The sequence below is a fragment of the Bacillus sp. EKM202B genome, from assembly GCF_011066025.1.
Classification (GTDB): Bacteria; Bacillota; Bacilli; order Bacillales; family Bacillaceae_G; genus Bacillus_A; species Bacillus_A toyonensis.
Map to the genome: position 1 here is coordinate 68,659 of NZ_JAAMNK010000014.1, position 22,946 is coordinate 91,604.

General features: G+C 33.1%; 28 protein-coding genes and 1 pseudogene. 17 read left to right on the top strand and 12 right to left on the bottom strand.

The window, feature by feature from the left end; translation table 11 throughout:
- Positions 1-26: 26 nt before the first annotated feature.
- On the bottom strand, positions 27-668 hold the full coding sequence (locus G9F74_RS17435) for an FMN-dependent NADH-azoreductase (protein WP_001044357.1): 642 nt from the start codon (positions 666-668) through the stop codon (positions 27-29).
- Between the two features lie 210 nt (positions 669-878).
- On the opposite strand from G9F74_RS17435, the gene G9F74_RS17440 reads away from it, so the two are divergent.
- Positions 879-1,391, top strand: coding sequence for an RrF2 family transcriptional regulator (locus G9F74_RS17440; RefSeq protein ID WP_001200345.1), 513 nt, complete (start codon positions 879-881; stop codon positions 1,389-1,391).
- A 100-nt stretch (positions 1,392-1,491) separates the two neighbouring features.
- Here the strand turns inward: G9F74_RS17440 and G9F74_RS17445 are convergent, their stop codons facing one another.
- Positions 1,492-1,815, bottom strand: coding sequence for a PepSY domain-containing protein (locus G9F74_RS17445; RefSeq protein ID WP_000912147.1), 324 nt, complete (start codon positions 1,813-1,815; stop codon positions 1,492-1,494).
- A 20-nt stretch (positions 1,816-1,835) separates the two neighbouring features.
- Complete coding sequence (locus G9F74_RS17450; protein WP_001246840.1) at positions 1,836-2,306, bottom strand: hypothetical protein; 471 nt, start codon at positions 2,304-2,306, stop codon at positions 1,836-1,838.
- Positions 2,307-2,480: 174 nt separating this feature from the next.
- On the opposite strand from G9F74_RS17450, the gene G9F74_RS17455 reads away from it, so the two are divergent.
- Complete coding sequence (locus tag G9F74_RS17455) at positions 2,481-3,155, top strand: response regulator transcription factor (protein WP_001264540.1); 675 nt, start codon at positions 2,481-2,483, stop codon at positions 3,153-3,155.
- Positions 3,152-4,525 (top strand): sensor histidine kinase, encoded by a 1,374-nt coding sequence (locus G9F74_RS17460; protein ID WP_000736484.1) that lies wholly within the window; start codon positions 3,152-3,154, stop codon positions 4,523-4,525. Before G9F74_RS17455 ends, G9F74_RS17460 begins: the two co-directional genes overlap by 4 nt.
- A 360-nt stretch (positions 4,526-4,885) precedes the next feature.
- On the opposite strand, the gene G9F74_RS17465 is transcribed toward G9F74_RS17460, so the two are convergent.
- Positions 4,886-5,044, bottom strand: coding sequence for a hypothetical protein (locus G9F74_RS17465; protein WP_000732343.1), 159 nt, complete (start codon positions 5,042-5,044; stop codon positions 4,886-4,888).
- Entirely contained in the window at positions 5,044-6,138 is a 1,095-nt protein-coding gene (locus tag G9F74_RS17470; protein ID WP_016107952.1) for a response regulator aspartate phosphatase, read from the bottom strand. The genes G9F74_RS17465 and G9F74_RS17470 overlap by 1 nt, the downstream gene beginning before the upstream one ends.
- 513 nt (positions 6,139-6,651) lie before the next feature.
- On the opposite strand from G9F74_RS17470, the gene G9F74_RS17475 reads away from it, so the two are divergent.
- Together G9F74_RS17475 and G9F74_RS17480 are read left to right on the top strand one after the other, a co-directional pair.
- The gene (locus G9F74_RS17475) at positions 6,652-9,036 is read left to right on the top strand and encodes an immune inhibitor A domain-containing protein (protein ID WP_016107953.1); all 2,385 of its coding nucleotides are present in this window, start codon (positions 6,652-6,654) and stop codon (positions 9,034-9,036) included.
- 384 nt (positions 9,037-9,420) lie between these two features.
- A complete protein-coding gene (locus G9F74_RS17480) occupies positions 9,421-9,834 on the top strand; it encodes a BtaA family protein (protein ID WP_000120220.1) in 414 nt (137 codons plus the stop codon).
- Positions 9,835-9,898: 64 nt separating this feature from the next.
- On the opposite strand, the pseudogene G9F74_RS17485 reads toward G9F74_RS17480, so the two are convergent.
- Positions 9,899-10,066 (bottom strand): annotated as a pseudogene (locus tag G9F74_RS17485) (YolD-like family protein); the annotation flags it as partial.
- 71 nt (positions 10,067-10,137) lie between these two features.
- Entirely contained in the window at positions 10,138-10,608 is a 471-nt protein-coding gene (locus G9F74_RS17490; protein ID WP_000720845.1) for a hypothetical protein, read from the bottom strand.
- Between the two features lie 213 nt (positions 10,609-10,821).
- Between G9F74_RS17490 and G9F74_RS17495 the strand changes: the two genes are divergently transcribed.
- From G9F74_RS17495 to G9F74_RS17505, 3 genes are all read left to right on the top strand, one after another.
- A complete protein-coding gene (locus G9F74_RS17495; protein ID WP_000448820.1) occupies positions 10,822-11,211 on the top strand; it encodes a YflT domain-containing protein in 390 nt (129 codons plus the stop codon).
- A gap of 50 nt (positions 11,212-11,261) precedes the next feature.
- Positions 11,262-11,462: a CsbD family protein gene (locus G9F74_RS17500; RefSeq protein WP_000004263.1), complete on the top strand. Its 201-nt coding sequence runs from the start codon at positions 11,262-11,264 to the stop codon at positions 11,460-11,462.
- Positions 11,463-11,537: 75 nt separating this feature from the next.
- Positions 11,538-11,789, top strand: a complete 252-nt coding sequence (locus G9F74_RS17505) for a GlsB/YeaQ/YmgE family stress response membrane protein (RefSeq protein ID WP_000522903.1) — start codon at positions 11,538-11,540, stop codon at positions 11,787-11,789.
- Positions 11,790-11,969: 180 nt separating this feature from the next.
- On the opposite strand, the gene G9F74_RS17510 is transcribed toward G9F74_RS17505, so the two are convergent.
- Entirely contained in the window at positions 11,970-12,170 is a 201-nt protein-coding gene (locus tag G9F74_RS17510) for a hypothetical protein (protein WP_016107954.1), read from the bottom strand.
- Between the two features lie 197 nt (positions 12,171-12,367).
- Here G9F74_RS17510 and G9F74_RS17515 point away from each other — a divergent pair, with 197 nt between their 5' ends.
- The 5 genes from G9F74_RS17515 to G9F74_RS17535 all read left to right on the top strand — a co-directional run bounded on the left by G9F74_RS17515 (position 12,368) and on the right by G9F74_RS17535 (position 15,759).
- Positions 12,368-12,706: an STAS domain-containing protein gene (locus tag G9F74_RS17515; RefSeq protein ID WP_016107955.1), complete on the top strand. Its 339-nt coding sequence runs from the start codon at positions 12,368-12,370 to the stop codon at positions 12,704-12,706.
- A 6-nt stretch (positions 12,707-12,712) separates the two neighbouring features.
- Complete coding sequence (gene rsbW, locus G9F74_RS17520; RefSeq protein WP_016107956.1) at positions 12,713-13,195, top strand: anti-sigma B factor RsbW; 483 nt, start codon at positions 12,713-12,715, stop codon at positions 13,193-13,195.
- Complete coding sequence (gene sigB / locus G9F74_RS17525) at positions 13,158-13,934, top strand: RNA polymerase sigma factor SigB (RefSeq protein ID WP_016107957.1); 777 nt, start codon at positions 13,158-13,160, stop codon at positions 13,932-13,934. Before rsbW ends, sigB begins: the two co-directional genes overlap by 38 nt.
- A gap of 69 nt (positions 13,935-14,003) precedes the next feature.
- Complete coding sequence (locus G9F74_RS17530; protein WP_016107958.1) at positions 14,004-14,444, top strand: ferritin-like domain-containing protein; 441 nt, start codon at positions 14,004-14,006, stop codon at positions 14,442-14,444.
- A gap of 172 nt (positions 14,445-14,616) precedes the next feature.
- Positions 14,617-15,759 (top strand): fused response regulator/phosphatase, encoded by a 1,143-nt coding sequence (locus G9F74_RS17535; protein WP_016107959.1) that lies wholly within the window; start codon positions 14,617-14,619, stop codon positions 15,757-15,759.
- A 39-nt stretch (positions 15,760-15,798) separates the two neighbouring features.
- On the opposite strand, the gene G9F74_RS17540 is transcribed toward G9F74_RS17535, so the two are convergent.
- The 3 genes from G9F74_RS17540 to G9F74_RS17550 all read right to left on the bottom strand — a co-directional run bounded on the left by G9F74_RS17540 (position 15,799) and on the right by G9F74_RS17550 (position 19,817).
- Positions 15,799-16,656, bottom strand: a complete 858-nt coding sequence (locus tag G9F74_RS17540; protein ID WP_000429038.1) for a CheR family methyltransferase — start codon at positions 16,654-16,656, stop codon at positions 15,799-15,801.
- Between the two features lie 16 nt (positions 16,657-16,672).
- Positions 16,673-19,363, bottom strand: a complete 2,691-nt coding sequence (locus tag G9F74_RS17545; RefSeq protein WP_016107960.1) for an ATP-binding protein — start codon at positions 19,361-19,363, stop codon at positions 16,673-16,675.
- A gap of 202 nt (positions 19,364-19,565) precedes the next feature.
- A complete protein-coding gene (locus G9F74_RS17550; protein ID WP_000991353.1) occupies positions 19,566-19,817 on the bottom strand; it encodes a hypothetical protein in 252 nt (83 codons plus the stop codon).
- A gap of 236 nt (positions 19,818-20,053) precedes the next feature.
- Here G9F74_RS17550 and G9F74_RS17555 point away from each other — a divergent pair, with 236 nt between their 5' ends.
- The 4 genes from G9F74_RS17555 to G9F74_RS17570 all read left to right on the top strand — a co-directional run bounded on the left by G9F74_RS17555 (position 20,054) and on the right by G9F74_RS17570 (position 21,585).
- Positions 20,054-20,194: a hypothetical protein gene (locus G9F74_RS17555; RefSeq protein ID WP_001004563.1), complete on the top strand. Its 141-nt coding sequence runs from the start codon at positions 20,054-20,056 to the stop codon at positions 20,192-20,194.
- Positions 20,195-20,256: 62 nt separating this feature from the next.
- Complete coding sequence (locus G9F74_RS17560; RefSeq protein WP_001100089.1) at positions 20,257-20,787, top strand: general stress protein; 531 nt, start codon at positions 20,257-20,259, stop codon at positions 20,785-20,787.
- A 140-nt stretch (positions 20,788-20,927) separates the two neighbouring features.
- The gene (locus G9F74_RS17565) at positions 20,928-21,131 is read left to right on the top strand and encodes a DUF4028 family protein (RefSeq protein ID WP_000635853.1); all 204 of its coding nucleotides are present in this window, start codon (positions 20,928-20,930) and stop codon (positions 21,129-21,131) included.
- A 142-nt stretch (positions 21,132-21,273) separates the two neighbouring features.
- A complete protein-coding gene (locus G9F74_RS17570; protein WP_000637510.1) occupies positions 21,274-21,585 on the top strand; it encodes a YbjQ family protein in 312 nt (103 codons plus the stop codon).
- Between the two features lie 118 nt (positions 21,586-21,703).
- Here the strand turns inward: G9F74_RS17570 and G9F74_RS17575 are convergent, their stop codons facing one another.
- Positions 21,704-22,885, bottom strand: coding sequence for an MFS transporter (locus G9F74_RS17575; protein WP_016107961.1), 1,182 nt, complete (start codon positions 22,883-22,885; stop codon positions 21,704-21,706).
- Positions 22,886-22,946: the final 61 nt, after the last annotated feature.

Below are 22,946 nucleotides of genomic sequence, written 5' to 3' on the forward strand. Positions count from 1 at the left end.
AATCATCATTCTTCCAGTGAAAAATTTTATTTGTTAGCCAATCTAGAAGCTGCTTCTTCAACTTCTTTATACGCATTTTGTAATACTTCATTTGGATCTAGTACTGCTGTTCCTTGTGCACGAACGATTTGATAATCTTCAATACCAAAGAAATTAAACATTGCTTTTAAATATTTATGAGAGTATTCCACTTCTGTATACCAATCATCATTTGTATAGATTCCTCCACTTGCTTGTATAACAAGCATTCTTCTTCCATCTTTAAGTAGTCCCACTGATCCAGTTTCAGTATATTTAAATGTTTCACGTGCAATCATGATATTGTCCATGTAATCTTTTAACTTTGATGGAATATTAAAATTGTGCAAAGGTAATACGATAACATACGTATTTGCACTTTTAAATTGTTGTAAAATTTCGGACATACGCTCTGTTACTTTTTGTTCTTCATCAGTTAACTTTTGTCCATTTCCTTGCTTTTCCCATGCACTTAAAACAGTTTTATCTATCATTGGTACTATATCATCGTATAAATTAATTTGTTCAATCGGTTCATTATTAGGAATTAATTCTTTATAAGATACTAAAAAGTGGTTAAGAACTTTAATGCTGACTGATGATGTATCATCCACTTTTGGATGTGCGTTTATGATAAGTGTTTTGTTCATTTGTATTTCCCCTTTTTAAAAGTTTTTACGTTTTAATTGTCGACAAAGTTAATCGTCGATTAACTTTGTCTTTAATATAAGCTCTGAAATTATTTTTGTCAAACGAAATACATACTATTCGAAAAGAGCCTTTTTTTATTTGACTAAAATTCTAAATGGTCCTAAGATACAATTTGATAACCCTTAAAATAAAAAGCAGGTGATTTGTATATGCAGTATAGTGTTGGGGTTGAATATGCCTTGCATTGCCTAGTTTATTTAATTAACACTCCTTCCAAGGAAAGTGTCGGAATAAAAGATTTGGCAGAGTTCCAAGGGCTTTCTGAAACATTTCTTTCAAAAGTTTTCGGTAAATTATCTAAAGCTGGCATTGTAAATTCTGTCCCAGGTGTAAAGGGCGGGTATAGGTTAGCTAAGTCTCCAGAAGATGTTTCTTTTTGGGATGTAATAGAAGCTGTCGAAGGTCCAAAACCTATTTTTCAATGTAAAAATATTGTACAGAATGGTCTACTATATCGAGACGAGGCCGAGGCTTGCAATTCTTGTGAACCTAGCAATTCTTCTTGTACAATTAACTTAGTAATGCTTGAAGCAGAAGAACACATGCGTGAGTTTCTTCGTAAAAAGACTCTTGCATGGTTAGATAAAGAACTTGATATTGTTTTACCTGAAAAGATAAGGGTAGATACTCGTGAATACTTCAAACAAAAAAACTCTAACTAAATCGCCATGACGAATTAGTTAGAGTTTTTTTGTTTTTTAACATGAATGCCATCATGTGAGTTCCTAAAAATATGGAATTCACGTTGCTTAATTATATTTTTTAATCTTCGTGATCGATTTCTATTGTGCCTGTTCTAGCGCTAACTTTTAAAACATTCAATAGATTATCAGGTGTCTTGATTTCCACTTCATATTCGAATTGAGATTGTGTTAAGTTGTCATCTTCTAATTCAAATTCTTTTTTCACATGAATAATTTCTCCATTTGTTTGTGCTAAAGCAATTTCACGAACTTGTTTTTCTGTGTAGTTGTCATTCTTTTTTGCATAATTGTAACCCATACCAAAATATCCACCAACAATAGCAATACCAATTACTAAAGTAGCAATTACACTTATCATTATTTTCTTTTTATGTTTTAACATTTTCATTCACTCCTTAATGATTAATCATCTATTCCAAATCTTGCTTCAAGTGCATTTTCTGCTTGCTCTAATTGATCTTCCAGTATATCTTGTTCTCTTTCTTGTGTTTGATATTGTTCAACAGTTATCGTTCCAGCGCGATAATCTGCTTCTAGCTGATTATCAGATAAATCTATTTTGTCATCTAATTGGTCAATTTCTTTTTTTGCTGCTAAGTACGTATTTAAGTCCTCTTCTTTTGCTCCAACTGGTTTTGTGTTATGTGCCTTTTCTATAATAGATGAGACTTCATTTTTGAAATCTTGTATTTGCTTCGTATCATTCGTAGCAGGCTCTGTTTTGTTTGGTTCTTTTTGTAGTTGAGCAACTTCTTTTTGTAATTTATCATTTTCCGCTTTCAGTTGTTGTACTTCTGTATTGTTATCAGATTGAGTAGAACAAGCTGTTAAGAATAAACAAGACATTGCTCCAATTATCATCCAGTTTCTCATTATGTTTTCCTCCCTTTAATTGAGCACCTTATCCTTGCCTTTATATTACTGAACAAACATTAAAGGAAGATTAATGTGCCAAAAAATAAAATGATATAATTAAATCGTTTCTAATCTTTCTTTAATGTTTTGGAACTATAGTGATATATATAATAAGAAAAAAGGAGGATGCTAATGCGAGTTCTTATTGTCGAAGATGAACAAGACTTACAAAATATATTAGTAAAACGATTAAATGCAGAATATTATAGTGTCGATGGATGTGGGAATGGAGCAGATGCCTTGGATTATATAAGCATGGCTACTTATGACTTGATTGTGCTTGATATTATGATTCCCCGAATAGATGGGTTACAAGTGTTACAAAGATTACGCGCAGACAATAATACAACTCCTGTCTTGCTTCTTACAGCTAAAGATACAATTGATGATCGCGTAAAAGGACTCGACTTAGGTGCGGATGATTATTTAGTAAAGCCATTTGCTTTTGATGAACTATTAGCAAGAATTCGAGTGTTGATGCGAAGAAAAACAGGGAATACCTCTAATGTGTTTGAAATTGCTGATCTAGTGGTGGATTGCAATATGCATAAAGTAACAAGGGGAGAGCAGGTTATTAATCTTTCCAGTAAAGAATTTGCTATTTTAGAATATATGATTCGTAATAAAGAAGTTGTGTTGACACGAGATAAAATTGAGCAACATGTGTGGAATTACGACTATGAAGGTGGCTCAAATATTATTGATGTTTACGTCCGATACCTTCGTAAAAAAATTGATAGCCAGTTTGAAACGAAGTTAATTCATACAGTACGAGGCACTGGTTACGTATTGCGAGTAGAGTCATGAAAAAACTATCAATAAAAATGAGAGTAACCCTTTGGTATACGGGGTTAATTGTAATTATTATGGCACTCGTGTTAGCTTTTATTTTAGCTTCTTCAGATAAAGTTGTGCTTTTTAATATGAAAAATCAATTAAAGAGCACAGTAAAAGAAAGCATGGAAGATATCAAATATAAGCATGGGCAGTTAAAGATTGACGATGAGTTTGAAACTTTAGAAGATGGAGTAAATCTCCTCATTTATAGTAAGCAAGGTGAGCTACTGGCAGGAAATAGTCCAACAAGCTTTAATAAAAAGATATCGCTTAAATCCGATGAAATACAAACCATTAAAAATGGTAATAAAGAATGGATCGTATATGATTTTCTCCATAACGTAGGCGGCGATGAGCAAGTCTGGGTTCGTGGAATAATGACGATGAACCAATTATCATCAACGATGAATACGCTTATCGTGGTAACACTCATCTCTTTCCCATTACTTATTCTCATTGCGGCAGTGGGAGGATATTTTATTACGCAAAGAGCGTTTCGACCTGTGAAACAAATGAGTGATTCAGCTAGTGAAATTGGTGATGGTAAAGACCTTTCGAAGAGGATTAATTTACAAGGTTCATCGAAAGACGAAATTTATCATTTAGCACAAACCTTTGACAACATGTTTGAGCGATTGGAGAAATCATTTGAAAGTGAAAAACAATTTACATCTGATGCATCTCATGAATTAAGAACGCCAACATCTGTGATTATTTCGCAATGCGAATACGCCTTATCGCAGAGGAATAATCCGAAAGAAATGGAAGAATCTTTAGAAGTAATTTTAAGGCAATCACGTAAAATGTCCTCGTTAATCTCGCAACTTTTATTATTAGCACGAGTTGATCAAGGAAAGCATGATACTTTTCAATTTGAATGTATCAATATGAGTGAATTAACGGAAATCGTTGTAGAAGAGCTTTCATTAATGGTTCAAGAAGCCTCGATTGATATAACAACAAATATAGAGGAAGACCTGTTTATTAAAGCAGATCAAACATTGATGATGCGTTTATTAATGAATTTATTAACGAATGCGATTGCTTATGGTAAAGAGAATGGTAGTGTGAATATACAACTATGCCGTGATGGAACGAACATAATAGGTAAAGTCTCCGATAATGGCATAGGCATCAGCGAGCAACATATTACGAAAATATGGGAACGCTTCTATCGAGTTGATGCAGCACGAACATCTTCAAACATGGGAAACACAGGTTTAGGATTGTCGATGGTAAAATGGATTGTCGAACTACATGGAGGAGAAATTACCGTTGAAAGTAAATTAGGGGAAGGCAGTACTTTTACATTTAAACTACCAATTGAAAAACGAGCATAATGTATGCTCGTTTGTAGCTTTAGAATAAAGATGGATTTAAAAGCTCTCTTTAATCTTTATTTAAAAGTAAATGAAAGTAAATCGATTTAGTTATAAATTATGTTTTCAACATGATACAATACATTCCTTTTTAGTATGAAATTGAAACAACAAGAACAGATGATTAGTCTGTTTCTAACATCATAGATTTATATTTTCGAACGTGTTGCGCAAATGATTTCGGTGCGGAGTTCAAGGTTAAATGGGCTGAAGTTAATAAGTAGTCTGCTATATGTTGTCTATTAATTAGGAAAAGGGCACTCCATTGAGGGAGTGCCCTTTTCCTAATTAATGATGGTAACAGATAAAAAACTCTTTGTATTACCAGGAGTCACCGTGGCTTGATTGCATGTACATAATTGTACTAGATTTAGTCGAATCAACTTGTTTCTTAGAATCTGATTGTGAAGGGAATGCTAATCCAATAGATAATGCAACTGAAAGTGATAAACCTAAAATCGTTCCAAAAAGTTTTTTCATTATTTTAACGCTCCTTTTTCAAAAGTTTTTTCTTTAGCTTGATGACTAATATAAAAGTATTTACTAGCTTTTACAGTGTCGCTTTCTTCGTAAAACTTGATTGCTAATTTTTCAGTGTATTCTTGTGTGTAAGTATAGAGTTGTTGTGTGTCGAAAAATGAGATAGCTTCCAAAGATAATTCTTCGAGAATAGCAGCCGAAACACCTTTATTTATACAATCTAAAAGTTTGAAATGATATAGGTATTCTTTATTGTCTAGCTTCTCACAAATTGCTAATCCTCGTTCGATTAACTCGGCCGACTGTTCAAGTTCCCCAATCTTTAAATGTTCTCTAGCCTTAAGAAAAATGGCCCTAAAATGCTCTGGAGTTTTAGTTGTTACTTCTGATAAGTGTCGAATTGCTAAAGCGGATAAGTTTTGGCTACTATATAAAAAACCTAAATTATTGCGGACTCTTAATATTAGGGAATCCTCATTATTTTTACGTAAAATATCTATTGCAGAATTAAATTTTTCTTCTGCTACAGGGAATTGTTTTATGTCAATACATGCTAAACCGTATAAGTTCTCACAAGCGGCAACATTATTTTCATAGCCATTATGTTTAGAGAAGATTTCTTTAGCTTTAGTCACATGTTGAATTCCTAATAGAGGTTGATAGGTATGAAGATAGAAGTTAGCAAAACGATAGCTAAACTCGGCTATTTCAAGATCGTCATGAATATGTTGTAATAGTGTTTCGGCTTTTTCGTAGTATTCCCAGGCTTCATTGTTGTTGGAAATTAGTGTAGCATGAATCCCTTTGAAAAAGTGATAATAATAAGACAACGATTCATTTTTTGGTATATCCAGTGAATCAATTGCCTGGAAGCTTGTGGGTGTGATGCTTAAATGATCAAGCAAAACTTTAAAGCGAAAAGTAAGAAGTGAGTAATGGAATAGTAAATTTGGATCTTCATTAATACTTTTTATGTGTGTATCAATCTCTGTTTTTAAATGTTTTGCTTCTTTTAGGTGCTGGGCACGTATCTCTTGATACCAATTATTTAAAAGTTGTGTGATTATATCTTTTGTTTTTAGATGACTTACCATAATTCTCCCCGCTTTCTACTATGTTTATTTGTATATTGATATGTATATACTAGCAAGAAATTAAGTGTGTTAGAGTGATAGATAGCAAGAAAAAACTTTTTCAATAATTTTCCGATAATTTAAAAGGTAATTAGAATATAAATAAGATTCCTTAGATGGTGATCATTTATTTATTGCCAAAAAATAAGTGCATCGAGCAAGTATGACTATTGTACTTAAAACAAATAACAGCCTGTTTGTATGTTGTATTTCCTTAGTATTGTAAATAAGCATTTTACTCCATCGCTATCAATTTGAAAGAACAAGTGATCCCACTTTATGGTTATATGCAAAACTTAAAAAACATAAATAAGCAGAACCTTTGTATTTTGCTATCTTACGTATTTCATCCTGCACAAAAAATATTTCTCAACATTTTGTCTGTTGAAAAAGATTGAATATTCGTATTATAACGAATATTATGTTGTTATCGACAAAAAAACGATAATTTGCAGACACTGGGGAGGAAATGCATTGAAAAAGGATAAGAAGTTAAAACCATTATCAGTTTTAGCAACAGCGGCAGTACTAAGTAGTAGTTTTGCTTTTGGAAGTCATGCAGCGTATGCTGATACGCCATCATCTCTACCGATAGATGAGCATTTAATACCGGAGGAGCGTTTGGCAGAAGCGCTAAAACAACGGGGCGTAATTGATCAATCTGCATCACAAGCGGAGACGTCAAAGGCTGTCGAAAAATATGTTGAGAAAAAGAAAGGGGAAAACCCTGGGAAAGAAGTCTTGACAGGAGATAGTCTTACGCAAGAAGCTTCTGATTTTATGAAAAAAGTAAAAGATTCAAAAATGAAGGAAAATGAACAGGCGCAGCAGCCAGAAGTAGGACCAGTAGCTGGACAAGGTGCAGGATTAAATCCAGGGAAATTAAATGGAAAAGTACCTACTACATCAGCGAAGCAAGCTGAGTACAATGGAGCTGTCCGAAAAGATAAAATACTTGTTTTACTCGTAGAATTTAGCGATTTTAAGCATAACAATATTGATCAAGAGCCAGGATACATGTATTCTAAGGACTTCAATCGTGAACATTATCAAAAAATGTTATTTGGTGATGAACCGTTTACGTTATTTGATGGATCGAAGATTAACACATTTAAACAATATTATGAAGAACAATCTGGTGGTAGCTACACAGTTGATGGAACTGTAACGGAATGGCTTACTGTTCCAGGAAAAGCTTCAGACTATGGTGCGGATGCTGGAACTGGTCATGATAACAAAGGTCCTTTAGGGCCACGTGATTTTGTGAAAGAAGCATTAAAAGCAGCGGTAGCAAAAGGGATCAATTTAGCAGACTATGATCAATTTGATCAATACGATCAAGATGGTGATGGAAATAAAAACGAGCCAGATGGCATTATTGATCATTTAATGGTTGTACATGCTGGTGTTGGTCAAGAAGCTGGTGGCGGTAAATTGAAAGATGATGCAATTTGGTCTCATCGTTCAAAACTTGGATCAAAACCATATGCGATTGATGGCACAAAATCTTCTGTTTCAAATTGGGGCGGAAAGATGGCTGCATATGATTATACAATCGAGCCTGAAGATGGAGCGGTTGGTGTGTTTGCGCATGAGTATGGTCATGATTTAGGATTACCAGATGAGTACGATACGAAGTACTCAGGGCAAGGTGAACCTGTTGAGTCTTGGTCTATTATGAGTGGCGGTAGTTGGGCTGGAAAAATTGCAGGAACAGAGCCAACAAGTTTCTCACCACAAAATAAAGAGTTTTTCCAAAAGAATATGAAGGGCAATTGGGCGAATATCGTTGAGGTAGATTACGATAAACTTCGCACGGGAGTCGGTGTTGCAACATATTTAGATCAAAGTGTTACAAAATCAAAACGACCAGGAATCATTCGTGTTAACTTACCGGACAAAGATATTAAAAATATCGAATCGGCATTTGGTAAGAAGTTTTACTACAGCACAAAAGGAAATGACATTCATACAACACTTGAGACACCAGTATTTGACTTAACAAATGCAACGGATGCTAAGTTTGATTATAAGGCATTCTACGAACTGGAAGCGAAGTATGATTTCCTTGACGTATATGCGATTGCAGAAGATGGAACGAAGACACGCATTGATAGAATGGGCGAAAAAGATGTAAAAGGCGGCGTGGATACAACTGATGGTAAGTGGGTTGATAAATCATACGATTTAAGCCAATTCAAAGGGAAAAAAGTAAAACTGCAATTTGAGTATTTAACAGATATCGCAGTAGCTTATAAAGGATTTGCATTAGATAATGCTGCATTAACTGTAAATGGAAAAGTTGTTTTCTCAGATGATGCAGAAGGCCAACCAGCAATGACACTAAAAGGATTTACGGTGTCTAACGGATTTGAACAGAAGAAACATAACTACTATGTAGAGTGGAGAAATTACGCTGGTTCTGACACGGCTTTACAACATGCGCGTGGTCCAGTATTTAATACAGGAATGGTTGTATGGTATGCGGATCAAAGCTTTACAGATAACTGGGTAGGGGTTCATCCAGGTGAAGGATTCTTAGGAGTAGTAGATTCTCATCCAGAGGCAATCGTAGGGACATTAAATGGACAACCGACTGTGAAGAGCAGTACGCGTTATCAAATTGCTGATGCTGCATTCTCATTCGATCAAACACCAGCATGGAGAGTAGATTCGCCAACTCGCGGTATCTTTGACTATAAAGGATTACCAGGTGTTGCGAAATTTGATGATTCTAAGCAGTATATCAACAGCGTGATTCCAGATGCAGGACGTAAGTTGCCGAAACTAGGATTAAAGTTTGAAGTAGTAGGCCAAGCAGAAGACAAGTCTGCAGGTGCAGTTTGGATTCATCGATAAAATAAGGTGAAGTGAAGAGGAGCTGTCTCATAAGTTGGTGAAACCGACTTATGGACAGCTCTTTTTTTTATTGTAGAAAAGGGACCTTTTAGGAACTAGTTCATGGACAAGAATGATATAAAATTTATCCCGCTATTTGCCGGGCAGTAAGACCCCCACCTCAAAATTCAGCGGAAGCAAAGAAGTTAGGTGGGGGTCGGGCTGCCTGTAAACCCCCACTGATTAAAGTTTCACTTTATTTTCAATACGAGTGAACAAACGTAAACTTAAATATTAGAAAATATAGATGAAATTCCGCTATTATACCTTTCAATAAAATAATAATAGCATTATATATTATAAGGAATGCTTGTCCTTAATTGTAAATGAAAGGGGGAATTTGATATGAGTTATGGCTATGGTTATTCTTCTAAAAAATGTTGTAAAAATTACAATGAAACGTTATCAACGGGTGTATTACGTAGACATTCTGCTACTTTATTTCTTACTGTTGATGCTATGAATGTTGATCCAGATGATACTCATAGAGTAACTGTTGAAATGTTTGATTGGTCATCTGGTTCTCCTGTATTGTTACCATTAGTAGATCCTTCTACACGAACATTAGCACCTAATCAATATGTTACTTTTCGTTCGGCAGCTCTTCCTCCAGGACTTTTTGCTTACGAAGTAAGAATAATTCATCCAAATGATAGAGATGTTGTTACGAATGTTTTTGGTCTTAGTGCAATCGTATTTAATCCACAAGAAGGAAATAATGTTTTACAACATGATTTAGCAAAATTAGACCTTAAATAGATTTTATAAAAGTCTAAATATGGAAATGGTTAAGTAAAGGAAGTAGGATGTAAAGCTACTTCCTTTACTTAACATCAACTATATAAAAAAATTTAGTGTCATCATCGGTACATAGGACAGCACGATTTAGCAAATCAATATTAACGATAGTCATATAATTAGAGAGTAAATAACCGTCTCCATAATATATAATTAATATTTCTTCTTCGAATGATAAGGAGCATAACAATAGTATGTATTTCGTTTGCTTGTATAAAGCAAATTGTATAAAGAGAAAAAGGATCTCCTTAAAGGAGATCCTTTTTACGTTTTATCATTTTTAAAGAAATCTTTCATCATTTTAGAGTGTTTCATGTTTAATGTCACAGCTTCTACTTTACCTTTCTTCTCATCTTTAGCGATTGTAATTTGCTCCTTATTATCGATCCAGACAAGAAACTCTTCTTTTGCGTCATCTTTATATGTAACGGTTATAGTAGAATGTGCCGATTGTTTCTTTTTTTGATCTAATGTAATTGTTTTCGAGGTTCCATTTTGAACTGCCGAAACGATAGGTTTTATCATTTCTTCATTGTCTGTTTGAGATTTGGAAATAGTATTATTTGTTGTTTTCAGTATTTCAATGTCTGTAATATTAGCGGAATTTAATTGAAATGTATTTTGTGTATGTTCTTGCTTAACTTGTGAAGCTTTATCTGTAGCCGAGGAGCTTGTACAACCTATTAAAGTGAAAGATAGAGCGGTTAGAGCGCATATAGATATGATTTTTTTCATAGTATCCCTCCTTATGTTTAATTATAACAATTTTCTGTTAATTTAGGTAGTTATTGTAAGGAGAAGATGTTTTAAAGTGGTAAATGATGTTGTTCATTTTCTATTAAAATTAAAATTCACATAACTTTTTTCATATTTTATGTTTAACATTTCGAAAATAGGTGTACTACATATAATATAACAAATAATTCATTTTAAAGGAGGAAGTTAAAGATGGAAACGAAGTATAGTAAACCTTTTGTATATGAATTTATTACGGAGAAAGAGGTCATGAATGCGGCAAATGATCTAGTGAAGAAAGGAATAGAACAAAAAGATATTTACGTGTTAACACATGAGAAAGAGAGGACAGATAGAATCGCAGATAATGCAGACGTGAACACGATTGGAATAAAAGAGGAAGGACTTGGGACAAGCATTATTAATGTCTTTCAAAAAACGGGAGATCAGTTAAGAAATAAGATGCAAGAGTTAGGACTTAATGAGGAAGAAGCTAACTTTTATGAAGAAAAGCTGGATGAAGGGAAAATCTTGTTATTCGTTAAGGATTTAGAAAGAGTCGGTGAATGGCTACAAGAAAGAAGATGCACGTATTCTCTTTAAATTTGTATCCTTTACATCTATAAATCTATTACGAAAAGGAGATTGGAAATATGAGTGAGAGCGGTCTAAAAGAACAAATTACGGGTAAAGTTGAAAAGAAAAAAGGACAAGTAAAAGAAGGGATTGGTGAAGTTACAGAAGATAGAGAGTTGAAAAATGAAGGGAAGTGGGAGAAGACGAAGGGAACTATAAAAGAAAAAGTCGGAAAAGTGAAACAAAAGATAAGTGATGGATTGGATAATAAAGAATAATACATGTTTATCAAGCTTTGGTTACATACCAAAGCTTGATAAATCAAATATAAAAACAATATAGGAGGTTTAATTGTGGGACTTATTATTACGTGTATTGTAGGTGGACTTATTGGTGCGTTAGCTGGAATGATTACGGGGAAAGACTTTCCTTTAGGTATAGTTGGTAATGTAATTGCTGGTTTAATTGGATCTTGGGTAGGTAGTGCGTTATTTGGTCATTGGGGTCCTGAATGGGGAGGCATTTTTGTTCTTCCAGCGTTATTAGGTGCAATCGTCTTTATTTTAATCGTTACATTCTTCTCTAGAATGCTACGGAAAGCGTAAGTATGATAATGAATAGTAATCTTAAGTTTATTATATATAACTATAAAGTGAATGAACTGATAAATATACATAAAAAAGCATCCAATTAAACTAATTTGGATGCTTTTTTAATGTAATCTGCATAGGAATGAGCGGGGGATGAAGGCCCCCGCTCATTGAAATTACACTTTTTATTATGTATTAAATCATCGTTACTTTTTCACAATTATTTATTCTTACGACTTGCCTTGGCTCTATATGAGATAAGTCCTCGCTATTACCTATATCAACTACAATTGTATTTGTTAGTATGTTAATAATGGAACCAACTAACGTTGTAGCATGATCGTGTCGATAAGAAAATTGAACGAAATCTCCCTTTTTAAAGTTGTGCTCTTCCATAGATAGATCCCCCTAAAAATAATGTTTATACATTATACATACACAAATTTATAAGGTTTAAACATTTAGTAGTATTTTTTAAGTGTTAAGCCGAGAAAGGTGTAGAAAATTTATTTATAATGAAAATAAAAAAATATGTTTAAAATTAATTTTTATGGGTAATTAACATAGTAGTAGTTTGAGATAAGGGGGCGGAAATGATGAATTTGGCAATAAATATTTTGCAAAATGATGTAGGTTATACGGTACAACTTAATGGTGAGATTGATGCGTATACGGCATCAGATTTGAAAAATAAGGTAATACCTATTACAAGTGAAAAAGAGGTTCATATTGTAGTAGATTTTCATAACGTAGATTATATGGATAGTACTGGTTTAGGTGTTTTTATAGCTCTATTAAAAGCAGTTAAGAAAAATGATGGCAAACTAGAGTTTATTGGTGTATCTAAAAGACTAAAAAGATTATTTGATATTACAGGACTAACAGAAATATTAAATTTGAATTCCGATTTTGAAAAAGTAGAAAGAAGGTGACTAGGGATGATGGAGAAATTTGAAAAGATAGAAATGAAAATTCCTGCAAAGGCAGAATATGTGGCTATTATTCGTTTAACAATGGCTGGTGTTGCGAACCGAATGGGCTTTGCTTATGACGATATAGAAGATATGAAAATTGCTATTAGTGAAGCATGTACAAACATTGTACAACATGCATACAAAGAAGATGTTGGAGAAATTACAATTGTCTTTGGTCTATATGAAGATCGATTAGAAATTATGGTTGCTGATAATGGGGTTAGCTTTGATTTTAGTAGCTTAAAAAGGAAAGTTGGTCCGTATGATATTAGTAAACCAGTAGAACATTTGCCGGAAAATGGTTTAGGTTTATATTTAATAAATACGTTAATGGATGATATACAAATCATGCATGATGAGGGCATGACAGTTTTAATGACAAAATATATACAAAGAGAGCAGGTGGAGAATGATGGAAATCCAATCTCAACCTACAAATCTTACTAAAGAAGACGTTATTAAGCTAATTGCAGAATTTCAACAAAACCAATGTGATGAAGCACAGGAAAGGTTAGTTGATCATTATAAAAATCTCGTACATTCCATTGCATATCGCTATTCAAAAGGTGGGCCTATGCATGAGGATATTATACAAGTAGGAATGTTAGGGCTCTTAGGCGCAATAAGAAGGTATGATTATTCGATAGGGAATGCTTTTGAGCCGTTTGCAATACCTACGATAGTAGGAGAAATAAAGAAGTATTTACGTGATAAAACTTGGGGCATTCACGTTCCAAGGCGAATTAAAGATTTGGACGGGAAAATTAAACTTGCGATAGAGGAGTTAACAGATCACCTGCAGCGTTCACCGAAGATTATAGAGATTGCGGATCATTTAGGACTATCCGAAGAGGAAGTGCTAGAAATTATGGATGCTAAAAATAATTATCGAGTATCTTCCTTAGATGATGTAGTTGAAAATTCATCTGATGGAAGTTCGGTAGCGAGAATTGAATCTGTAGGTGAAGTAGAGCAAGGATATGAACAGACAGAAAGGCGTCTCGTTTTAGAGGATATTTTTAACGTATTAAATGAGACAGAAAAGAGTGTTATTCATTATATATTTGGAGAAAATTTAAATCAAAAAGATACAGGGGAACGGTTAGGTATTTCACAAATGCACGTTTCTCGTATTAAAAGACAAGCGATAAGTAAATTGAAGCAAGCCGCGTTTTTAGATACATAAAAATTTAAAATAATGATGTTTAAAACATGAGAAAAGGGGTAGTTATTAAGTATAGGAGGAGATATTAAAATGTCATACGATGTGAAAGAACTAATAGAAGGATTGAATGAAGATTTAGCAGGAGAATACTCGGCGATTATTATGTATAACCATAATGCTGCTACAGTTTCTGGTATATATAGACAAGTGTTAAAACCTTTCTTTGAATCTGAAATTAGCGATGAACAAGGACATGCCCTATATTTAGCGGAGAAAATTAAGACGCTAGGTGGTACACCTACTACGATCCCTTTACCAGTGAAACAAGTGGAAGATGTTCGAGAAATGTTAGAATCCGCTAGACAATCAGAATATGAAACAATTAAGCGTTATGAAACGAGAAAAGAACAGGCAGCGAAATTAAATATGACAGAGTTAGTTGTAAAACTAGAAGATATGATTGCAGATGAAACAAATCATATGGAAGAATTAGATCGTCTTTTAAATGATAAAGCAATGGTGTTAAATTAAAAGTGGAAATTTATAGAGTGAAAGAACAAATTCCTATTTCTAGGGGTTTGTTCTTTTGTTGTATAAATATGTTTGAGTACGAAATTTTCATTTTGTAACTGAGTATGTAATACTAGAAAAATAGAAAATTATAATAGATTTACATTTTAAATAAGAAAAGGGGAAATAACTTGTGTCCATTTTAATTGTTGATGATAATCCGGTTAACATATTTGTAATTGAGAAAATTTTAAAACAAGCCGGATATCATGATCTTGTATCGCTCAATTCTGCACAAGAGCTCTTCGAATACATACAGTCTGGAAAAGATTCTTCCAGGCATAATGAAATTGACTTAATACTATTAGATATTATGATGCCTGAAATTGATGGACTTGAAGTTTGTAGGCGATTACAAAAAGAGGAGAAGTTTAAAGATATCCCTATTATTTTTGTTACAGCTTTAGAGGATGCAAATAAATTAGCCGAAGCTCTTGATATGGGGGCAATGGATTATATTACGAAACCTATAAATAAAGTTGAACTATTAGCGCGTATGCGTGTAGCATTACGCTTGAAATCGGAATTAAATTGGCATAAAGAACAAGAAGAAAATCTTCGGAATGAACTAGATTTAGCTACACAAGTACAAAGAAACTTATTAAGTAGCCCATTAAGAGAAGATCATATAAAAATTGAAGCAAGTTACTTACCGTCATTCAAACTAGCTGGAGATATGTATTATTGGTACAAAATCGATGAAAATCGCTACGGTATTATATTATTAGATGTGATGGGACATGGTATATCTGCTTCATTAGTTTGTATGTTTATTTCTTCTGTATTACGTGAAACGATTAAATCTTTAATCGATCCAGAACTCGTCATTAAAGACTTAAATAAATATATGACTCTTTTACATAATGAGAATGACGATATTCCATATTATTTTACAGCGATATATTTAGTAGTAGATACAGAAAAGAGAACGATTGAATATGTAAATGCAGGGCATCCTTCTGGATACGTTTTAGTTGATGAAACAAATATGGTTGAACTAAATCGCGGGAGTTGTGCGGTAGGATTTTTTGATGAAATAAAAGTTAAAAAGACAGTTATACCTTTTGAGAAGAATGCTCAAATATTATTGTTTACAGATGGTGTTCTTGAAGCAATTGCAAATGATGAATTTGAATCTGAAGAAAAATTACGTACTTTTACAGAAAGAAAATGGGCAAATTTAGAAGAAGAGATAGAAGGGTTTTATAAGGAAGAACAGAAGAAAACACAATCAGATGATATGTGTCTCATTATGATAAAAACGAATGCGAAATAAAAAGCGTATGAAATCCAAACAGAGGATTTCATACGCTTTTTATTGTATTTTTTGATAAATTTGTTCACTAGGATTAAATTGGGTATAATGCGGCATTATATTTGAAAAACGAAGAGTTTCTTTATTCCCCAAACATAGGAATCCATTGTGGCCTAAACTTTCATAAAATAGTTGCTGTACTTGATTTTGAAGTTTACTTGTAAAGTAAATTAAAACGTTACGACAAAGTATAATATGAAATTCGTTAAAAGATTGATCAGTTACTAAATTATGCTGTGCAAAAATAATGTTTTGTAAAAGTGATGGATTAAAATAAGCAAAACGATTATCTGTTGAATAATAGTTAGAAAATGCTTGTGTACCGCCAGCTTGTAAATAGTTTTTCGTATAAGTTTGCATTTTATTTAACGGGAGGATGCCTTGTTTTGCTTTTTCTAACACATTTGTATTCATATCTGTTGCGTAAATAACCGACTTTTCACTTAATCCTTCTTCGTGAAGTAAGATGGACATTGATAATACTTCTTCACCAGTTGCGCATCCAGCATGCCAAATTCTAATTTCAGGATTCTTTTTTAATTCAGGAATTACATGCTCTCTAAGCGCTTTAAAAAAGGCAGGGTTACGGAACATCTCAGTTACATTAATCGAGAAGTCATTTAATAACTGTTCTAAAACCCCTTCCTCGTGAATTACTTTTTCAATTAATTTTGAAATGGTTGGGATATTAGAGAGCTGCATTCGATTACAAATCCTTCTATAAATAGATGTGCGAGCATATTGGCGAAAATCAAATCCTGATAGTTTAAATACCGCTTCTAATAGTAATTCAATTTCTAAGTTCGTGCGCTCATCCGTATCTACTGATGGATCAAAATTATAATACTTATTTTCCACTCCAACTAAACCTCACTTATTTTATTAACCATACATTCATTACCGAATAGAGTTGATGTAGATTTAATGGTTTACTTATATAATCTGAAGCGCCAGCAGATAAACATTTTTCCTTATCATTTGGCATTGCTTTAGCAGTTAATGCGATAATCGGTATTTCATTTAACCCTAAATTCATTCGGATATTTTCCATCGTTTCATAACCGTCCATATTCGGCATCATAATATCCATTAAAATAAGGTCAATATTTGTATTGCTTTTTAGTATTTCTAAACATTCTATGCCGTTTTGGGCAGTAATGATGTTGGCATTTTGTTTTTTTAATGCATTTTGTAACGCAAATATATTTCGATGATCATCATCGACAATTAAAATGGTTTTCTCTTGGAAGACGTTATTTGTTTCGGTAGTAACGATAGTTTCCTCAATAACTTCAGCAGGAATAACATCTTCTATCGTTGCTGCGACTTCTAAATTGGATAACTGTATATCATGTAATCCATTTGGAAGATTAGGAATATATACTGTGAAAGTACTGCCTTTTCCTACATTACTATCTAACGTAATCCAGCCACCTAATAATCTAGCAAACTCTTTACAAATAGATAACCCTAAGCCTGTACCACCATATTTCCTAATTGTTGCTCCATCTGCCTGTTGAAAGGCTTCGAAAATAAGTTGATGCTGTTCTTTAGCGATACCAATACCAGTATCTTTTACTGAAATTGTAATCCACTCTTTACTTATAGACTGCATATCATGACTCAAATTGGTTGTTTCTATCGGATTGAAATGTAAAGAGACGGATCCTTTTTCTGTGAATTTAAATGCATTGGATAGTAAGTTTTTAATAATTTGTTCAATCCGTTTTGCATCTGTATAAAACAGATCTGGAATCGTATCACTGTCTTCAATCGTAAATTCGATATTTTTTTGTGCAGCTATATGTAAAAAGTTTTGATGCATATTGGCTGCCATGTCACTTATGTTCGTTGCTTCAAAAATGATGTCTAGTTTGCCTGCTTCTACTTTAGATAAATCTAGTATGTCATTAATTAAAGTAAGTAAGTCTTTCCCTGATGAATGAATGACAGTTGCTAGTTCAATTTCATCATCCGATAAATGATTATCATGATTTTCTCTTAACATTTCAGATAATAGTAAAATACTATTTAACGGTGTGCGTAATTCATGTGACATATTTGCTAGGAACTCAGATTTGTATTTTGAGCTGCGTAACAACTCGCTTGCTTTTTCTTCTAATTCTGATTTGGTAATTTGTAAGTCAGCTGTCTTTTGTTCAGCTTCTTCAGTTCTAGACTCTAATTGTTCATTCGTTGTTCGTAATTCTTCAGCTTGCATTTGTAGTTCTTCAGCTTGCGTTTGTAATTCTTCTGATTGAACTTGTAACTCTTCTGTCATTGCTTGTGATTCATGTAAAAGAGTTTGAATTCGCATACGTCCTATAATGCTATGGATTGTTAAACCTAGATTATCAATAGTTTGTTGAATTAAATCTTGATGTAAGTCTGAAATCTCAGTTACACTTACTAACTCCATTACTGCAATTACTTCATCCTCAAATAAGATAGGGATGACTAGTAGATTTTTAGGACGTATTTCTAATACTCCGCTAGTGACATAACGAAACTCTTCGGGTATGTCACTGAGAATAAAACTTTTCTTTTCTAAGGCAGACTGTCCAATGAAACCTTCACCCATTTTAATAGATTGTTTTCCAATATCAGCACCTTGATCGGCGAAAGAAGCTTTTTTCACATAGTAGACAGTTTCTTCATATTCTTCACGTACATAAAATGCACCGCAAGAAGTTTGCGTTTTTTGTATAATTCCACTAAGAATTTTTTTACCTAACATCTCAATAGAAGATACACCTTGATACATTAAAATTAATTCTGCAAGCTCAGTTTGTAACCACTCTCTTTTCGATATTTCATCTAGTAGGTGATTTGTTGTATGAGCAAGATCTTTTATTTCATCATGTGTATTTACATGAATTCTTTCCGTAATTTTTTCTTTAGAAGAAATGGATTTAATAGCTTGAATTACATTTTTAATCGTTTTTGTAATGGAATTCGAAATATAGAGTGAAACGATAATGGAAATACAAGAAAGTAAGAACAATAAACTGTATAACCAAATCTCTAATTTATTATTTTCAATATCTAATTGTGCAGCTCTTTTTTTCGTTAGTTGCTCCTCAGTGCTCCGGAAGTTAGTTAGCTGCGACTGTAATGACTGAATTTGAGTCGTGTCGATTGTTTGTACATTATTACTATTATTATTTGTAATGAGTGGGTGAATCTCTTTATTAATCCAACTAGTAATGTTTTCGTTAATCTGTTTTAATTTTTCTTGCTGAGAGGGGTTATCCTCTAATAGAGCAAAAAGATCTTGATAATGTTTTTCGTAATCTTTTTCCGCGGAGTTAAGGGATTGCACGTAATTTGGGTTATTAGAAATGATAAACCCTTTCGCTTTATTTTCAATTGTTAGCAATTCTTTCTCCACTTGATTCGTTAAATTAAGAACTTTAAAATCGTGATCAATAATAAAATTACGAGATTTTTGTAAACTGGAAATCTCATTGTTTAGCATAATGAAAGAGATAAGTAAGAACAAAATGATAACTAAATAACCAGCCATAATTTTGTAGCGAATACTAAATTTTGCTTTCGAGTTCATTAAAAATTCCTACCTTCAAGAGTATTAAAAGTTTCCTATTGTAAAGAATGAAAAACGTAATATATATTATATCAGTTTTCATAAGGCCAAACTAGAAATCCCCCTATTGTATTAGGGGGTTCTTTTTTAATAGAGGAAATCATTTTGAAATAAAAATATATATGAAAGGTAGTAAACGAGGGAATAGAGGATAACAAACATTCTAAGAAGGAAAGAGTGTTCTTAAAGCTCTTTTTGCATCTATTCCTTCAAAAATAAATAATACAAGCTCTCTCTTTTTTACCGTAAGGAAAAAGGATACTAATGTGCTTAAGTTTTTAATAGAAGTAAGTGTTCCGTGTTTACTTATAAACAAGTTCGTTTGAAATGTTGTCATTAAAGCGTAAAAATGATGAATCTGAGTTATTGTAGGCGTTTCATTATAAGAAATAGTAGTAGAGTGAATGGCGTTCATTGCAATATTCCTTTCCATATAGTAAGCATAACAATATAAACATACCCGTTTTAAAAAATGTTAAACATATAAATAAGAAAAAATATAAGTATAGTTTTTTACGTTTAGAAAAGGTTAGGAAGGGTATACATATACTACAAAGAGATTGACTGAAGATGAATTGTAAGATGTCTATGTTTAGTAGATTAGTCTATCAAAATATACTTTTACTTTAAATAAAAAGGAGCCTGGTATACATGAATGAAATGATGATTGATATTACGTTTGATTTAATTTACTTGTTAAGTAGTTCGCTTGTAATACTGTTACTATTCGCTTTTTTCGTAAATGGTTATGTTAATAAGAAGATTAGTGTATACAGAAATGAAGAAGGATAAAGATGCATTATATAAAAATAAAAGGGCGTATATGTATATAAAAATTTAGGAGGTTAATAGTTATGAATGTAGATAGAAAAATAGTAGGTGTTTTTAGAACAATTGATGATGCGGCACTCGTTATTAATGAATTAAATGATAAAGGATACTCAGCAGATAACATTTCAGCTATTGCGAAAGATCAAAAGGAAATTGAACATTTGGAAGAAAAGTCGGGTGAAAAAGTGAATAGCGAAACTGCACATAAAGCAGATATCTTTTCAGCGACAGGGCTTGTAGCAGGAGGAGTAGCAGGGGGACTAGGTGGTTTATTAACAGGTCTTGGTATACTTGCCATTTCTGGAATGGGTCCAATTGTAGCAGCAGGACCAATCGCAGCAGCTATTGGAGGAGCCGGTATTGGCGGAGGAGCTGGAAGTTTAATAGGAGCATTTATCGGCTTAGGAATTCCAGAAGAACATGCTAAAAAGTATGAAGAATATATTTACGATGGCAATATATTAATTTTAGTAGATGCAAAATTAGACGATAAGTTAGAAATCTATAAAATATTTGATAAGCATAATGCCTATAACTCTGATTTCTTTAAATAAAATGTAAACAAAGTGAATATCGTTTTTTTGATCTTACAACTTTGGCGCGGCCGAGGAGTCGTATGACTATAAGAGAGGAAGGGCTTATAGTAAAAGATCAAGTTCTATCATGTTATTTAAAAGGAAAGAGGTGCCTTTTCGTGATTGTAAAAATATTAAAGGATAGCAGTAATAGTTTCCTTTGTACAGTTCAAAACAAAAATGGAGACCAGTATGTGAAAAAATGGTTTAGTAAACATGAAAATAACAAAGAATTAGGGCGACCAACTTTTAAAGAAGTAGAAAAGGATTGGAAAGAAAATAGAGAATCGTTTATGTATCCCAATATTAAAGCGCTTTATTAAAATTAAACATAATGCGCGCTTTATTATTACAAAACTGTCACATTCCTGTAAGGTAATTCAATGGATTAGATACTTTTTCCATGTCATAATAAAGACATAAGAAAGCTTATCAAAACTACAACTTATTAGGAGAGTGTCAGTCATGATTGTAACAACAACGTCTGGAATTCAAGGTAAAGAAATTATTGAGTATATCGATATTGTAAATGGTGAAGCTATTATGGGTGCAAATATTGTCCGCGATTTATTCGCTTCTGTTCGTGATGTTGTCGGCGGTCGTGCTGGTTCTTATGAAAGCAAGCTAAAAGAAGCTCGTGATATCGCAATGGATGAAATGAAAGAACTTGCAAAACAAAAAGGTGCGAACGCTATTGTTGGTATTGACGTAGATTACGAAGTAGTTCGTGATGGAATGTTAATGGTTGCTGTAAGTGGTACAGCTGTACGTATATAAGTAAATAAAAAAAACAGGCTCCCTTCGAAGCTTATGCTTTGAGGGGATTTTTTTGTTTTCAATTTGTAGAAGTAAAGGAATGAGCTGGATCCTTTAGGAAAAAGCCCATTCTTTTCATTTAAGCTATTTTCGCTTCTATCTTTCTTTTGTTCATGACTAAAGTTAAAATGAACAAAACTAAGCTTAGAAGTGCCATTATAATAAAAATTTGCGTATAACTATTAAAATAGTCACGAGCGATTCCTGCTAAGACAGGAATGAATCCGCCCATAATGTATCCTCCTGACTGCATCATAGCAGTCCATGCACTCGCATCTTCGGAAGTTTTTGTTTCGTATAGCGGTAGCATGAGAGCGAGTGGAAATACGCCGCCGAGCCCGATACCTAATAAAATAGAAGGGATCCATGGTGTAGTTAGTGGGTAAATCATAAGCGATAAACCTGCGAGTACAAAGCATATACTCCCTAATAACCAAAGTGGTCTGTTTTTATAAATATCGGCTAATGTTGGAATTAAAAAGCTGCATATCATTTGAATAACTGTAAATACAGTTATTAGAGTACCAGCCTGTCCGCTACTGACACCCATACTTTGATTTGCTGGTGCTAGCCAAGTCGTAATGGAATAAAAGATTCCTGATTGTAGGCCGAAAAAGATTGTGAACAACCATGCTTTTTTATTTCTTAAAGGTAAATTATTATTCTTTTTATTTTGTATGCTCGTATTCTTTTTTCGTTTCATAACCGGATACCAAAATATAATAGCGATAATAGTAAGTACACCCCAAAAAGCGAGTGCCATATTCCAAGATCCTTTTAATACATGTTGTAAAGGAAGCGTTAATCCTGCGCTTAAAGAAGCGCCAGTTCCCATACCTACTGAATATATTCCAATCATTAAGCCGATTTTCGTAGGGGATTTTTCCTTAATAAAACCTGATAGTAACGGCCCTGCAAGTGCAATTCCAATGCCGATAAATAAAGCGCTTGTGAATAAGGTGAGAATGGAAGAAGTAAAAGCTCTCATACATGTTGCAAAGCCAATTAAAATAAGACAAGCCATAATTGCTTTTTCTGCCCCATATTTTTTAATTACCTTCCCGGTTAGTAAGGCGAATGTCCCCATACAAAAAACAGGAATGGCTGTTAAAAAACTAACGGAAAAATTGCTTATATTTAAGTCTTGTCGGATTGTTTCTAATAAAGGTGAAATAGATGTAATTCCGATACGTAAATTAATAGAAGTAAAAAATAGTGCTAGTATATACAAATAAGTTCGTTCTTGATGTTTCAATTTCATTTTCTCCTCTCTTAAACATCAGATGTTATTGAGTATATCATCTGATGTTTAAGTGTAATAT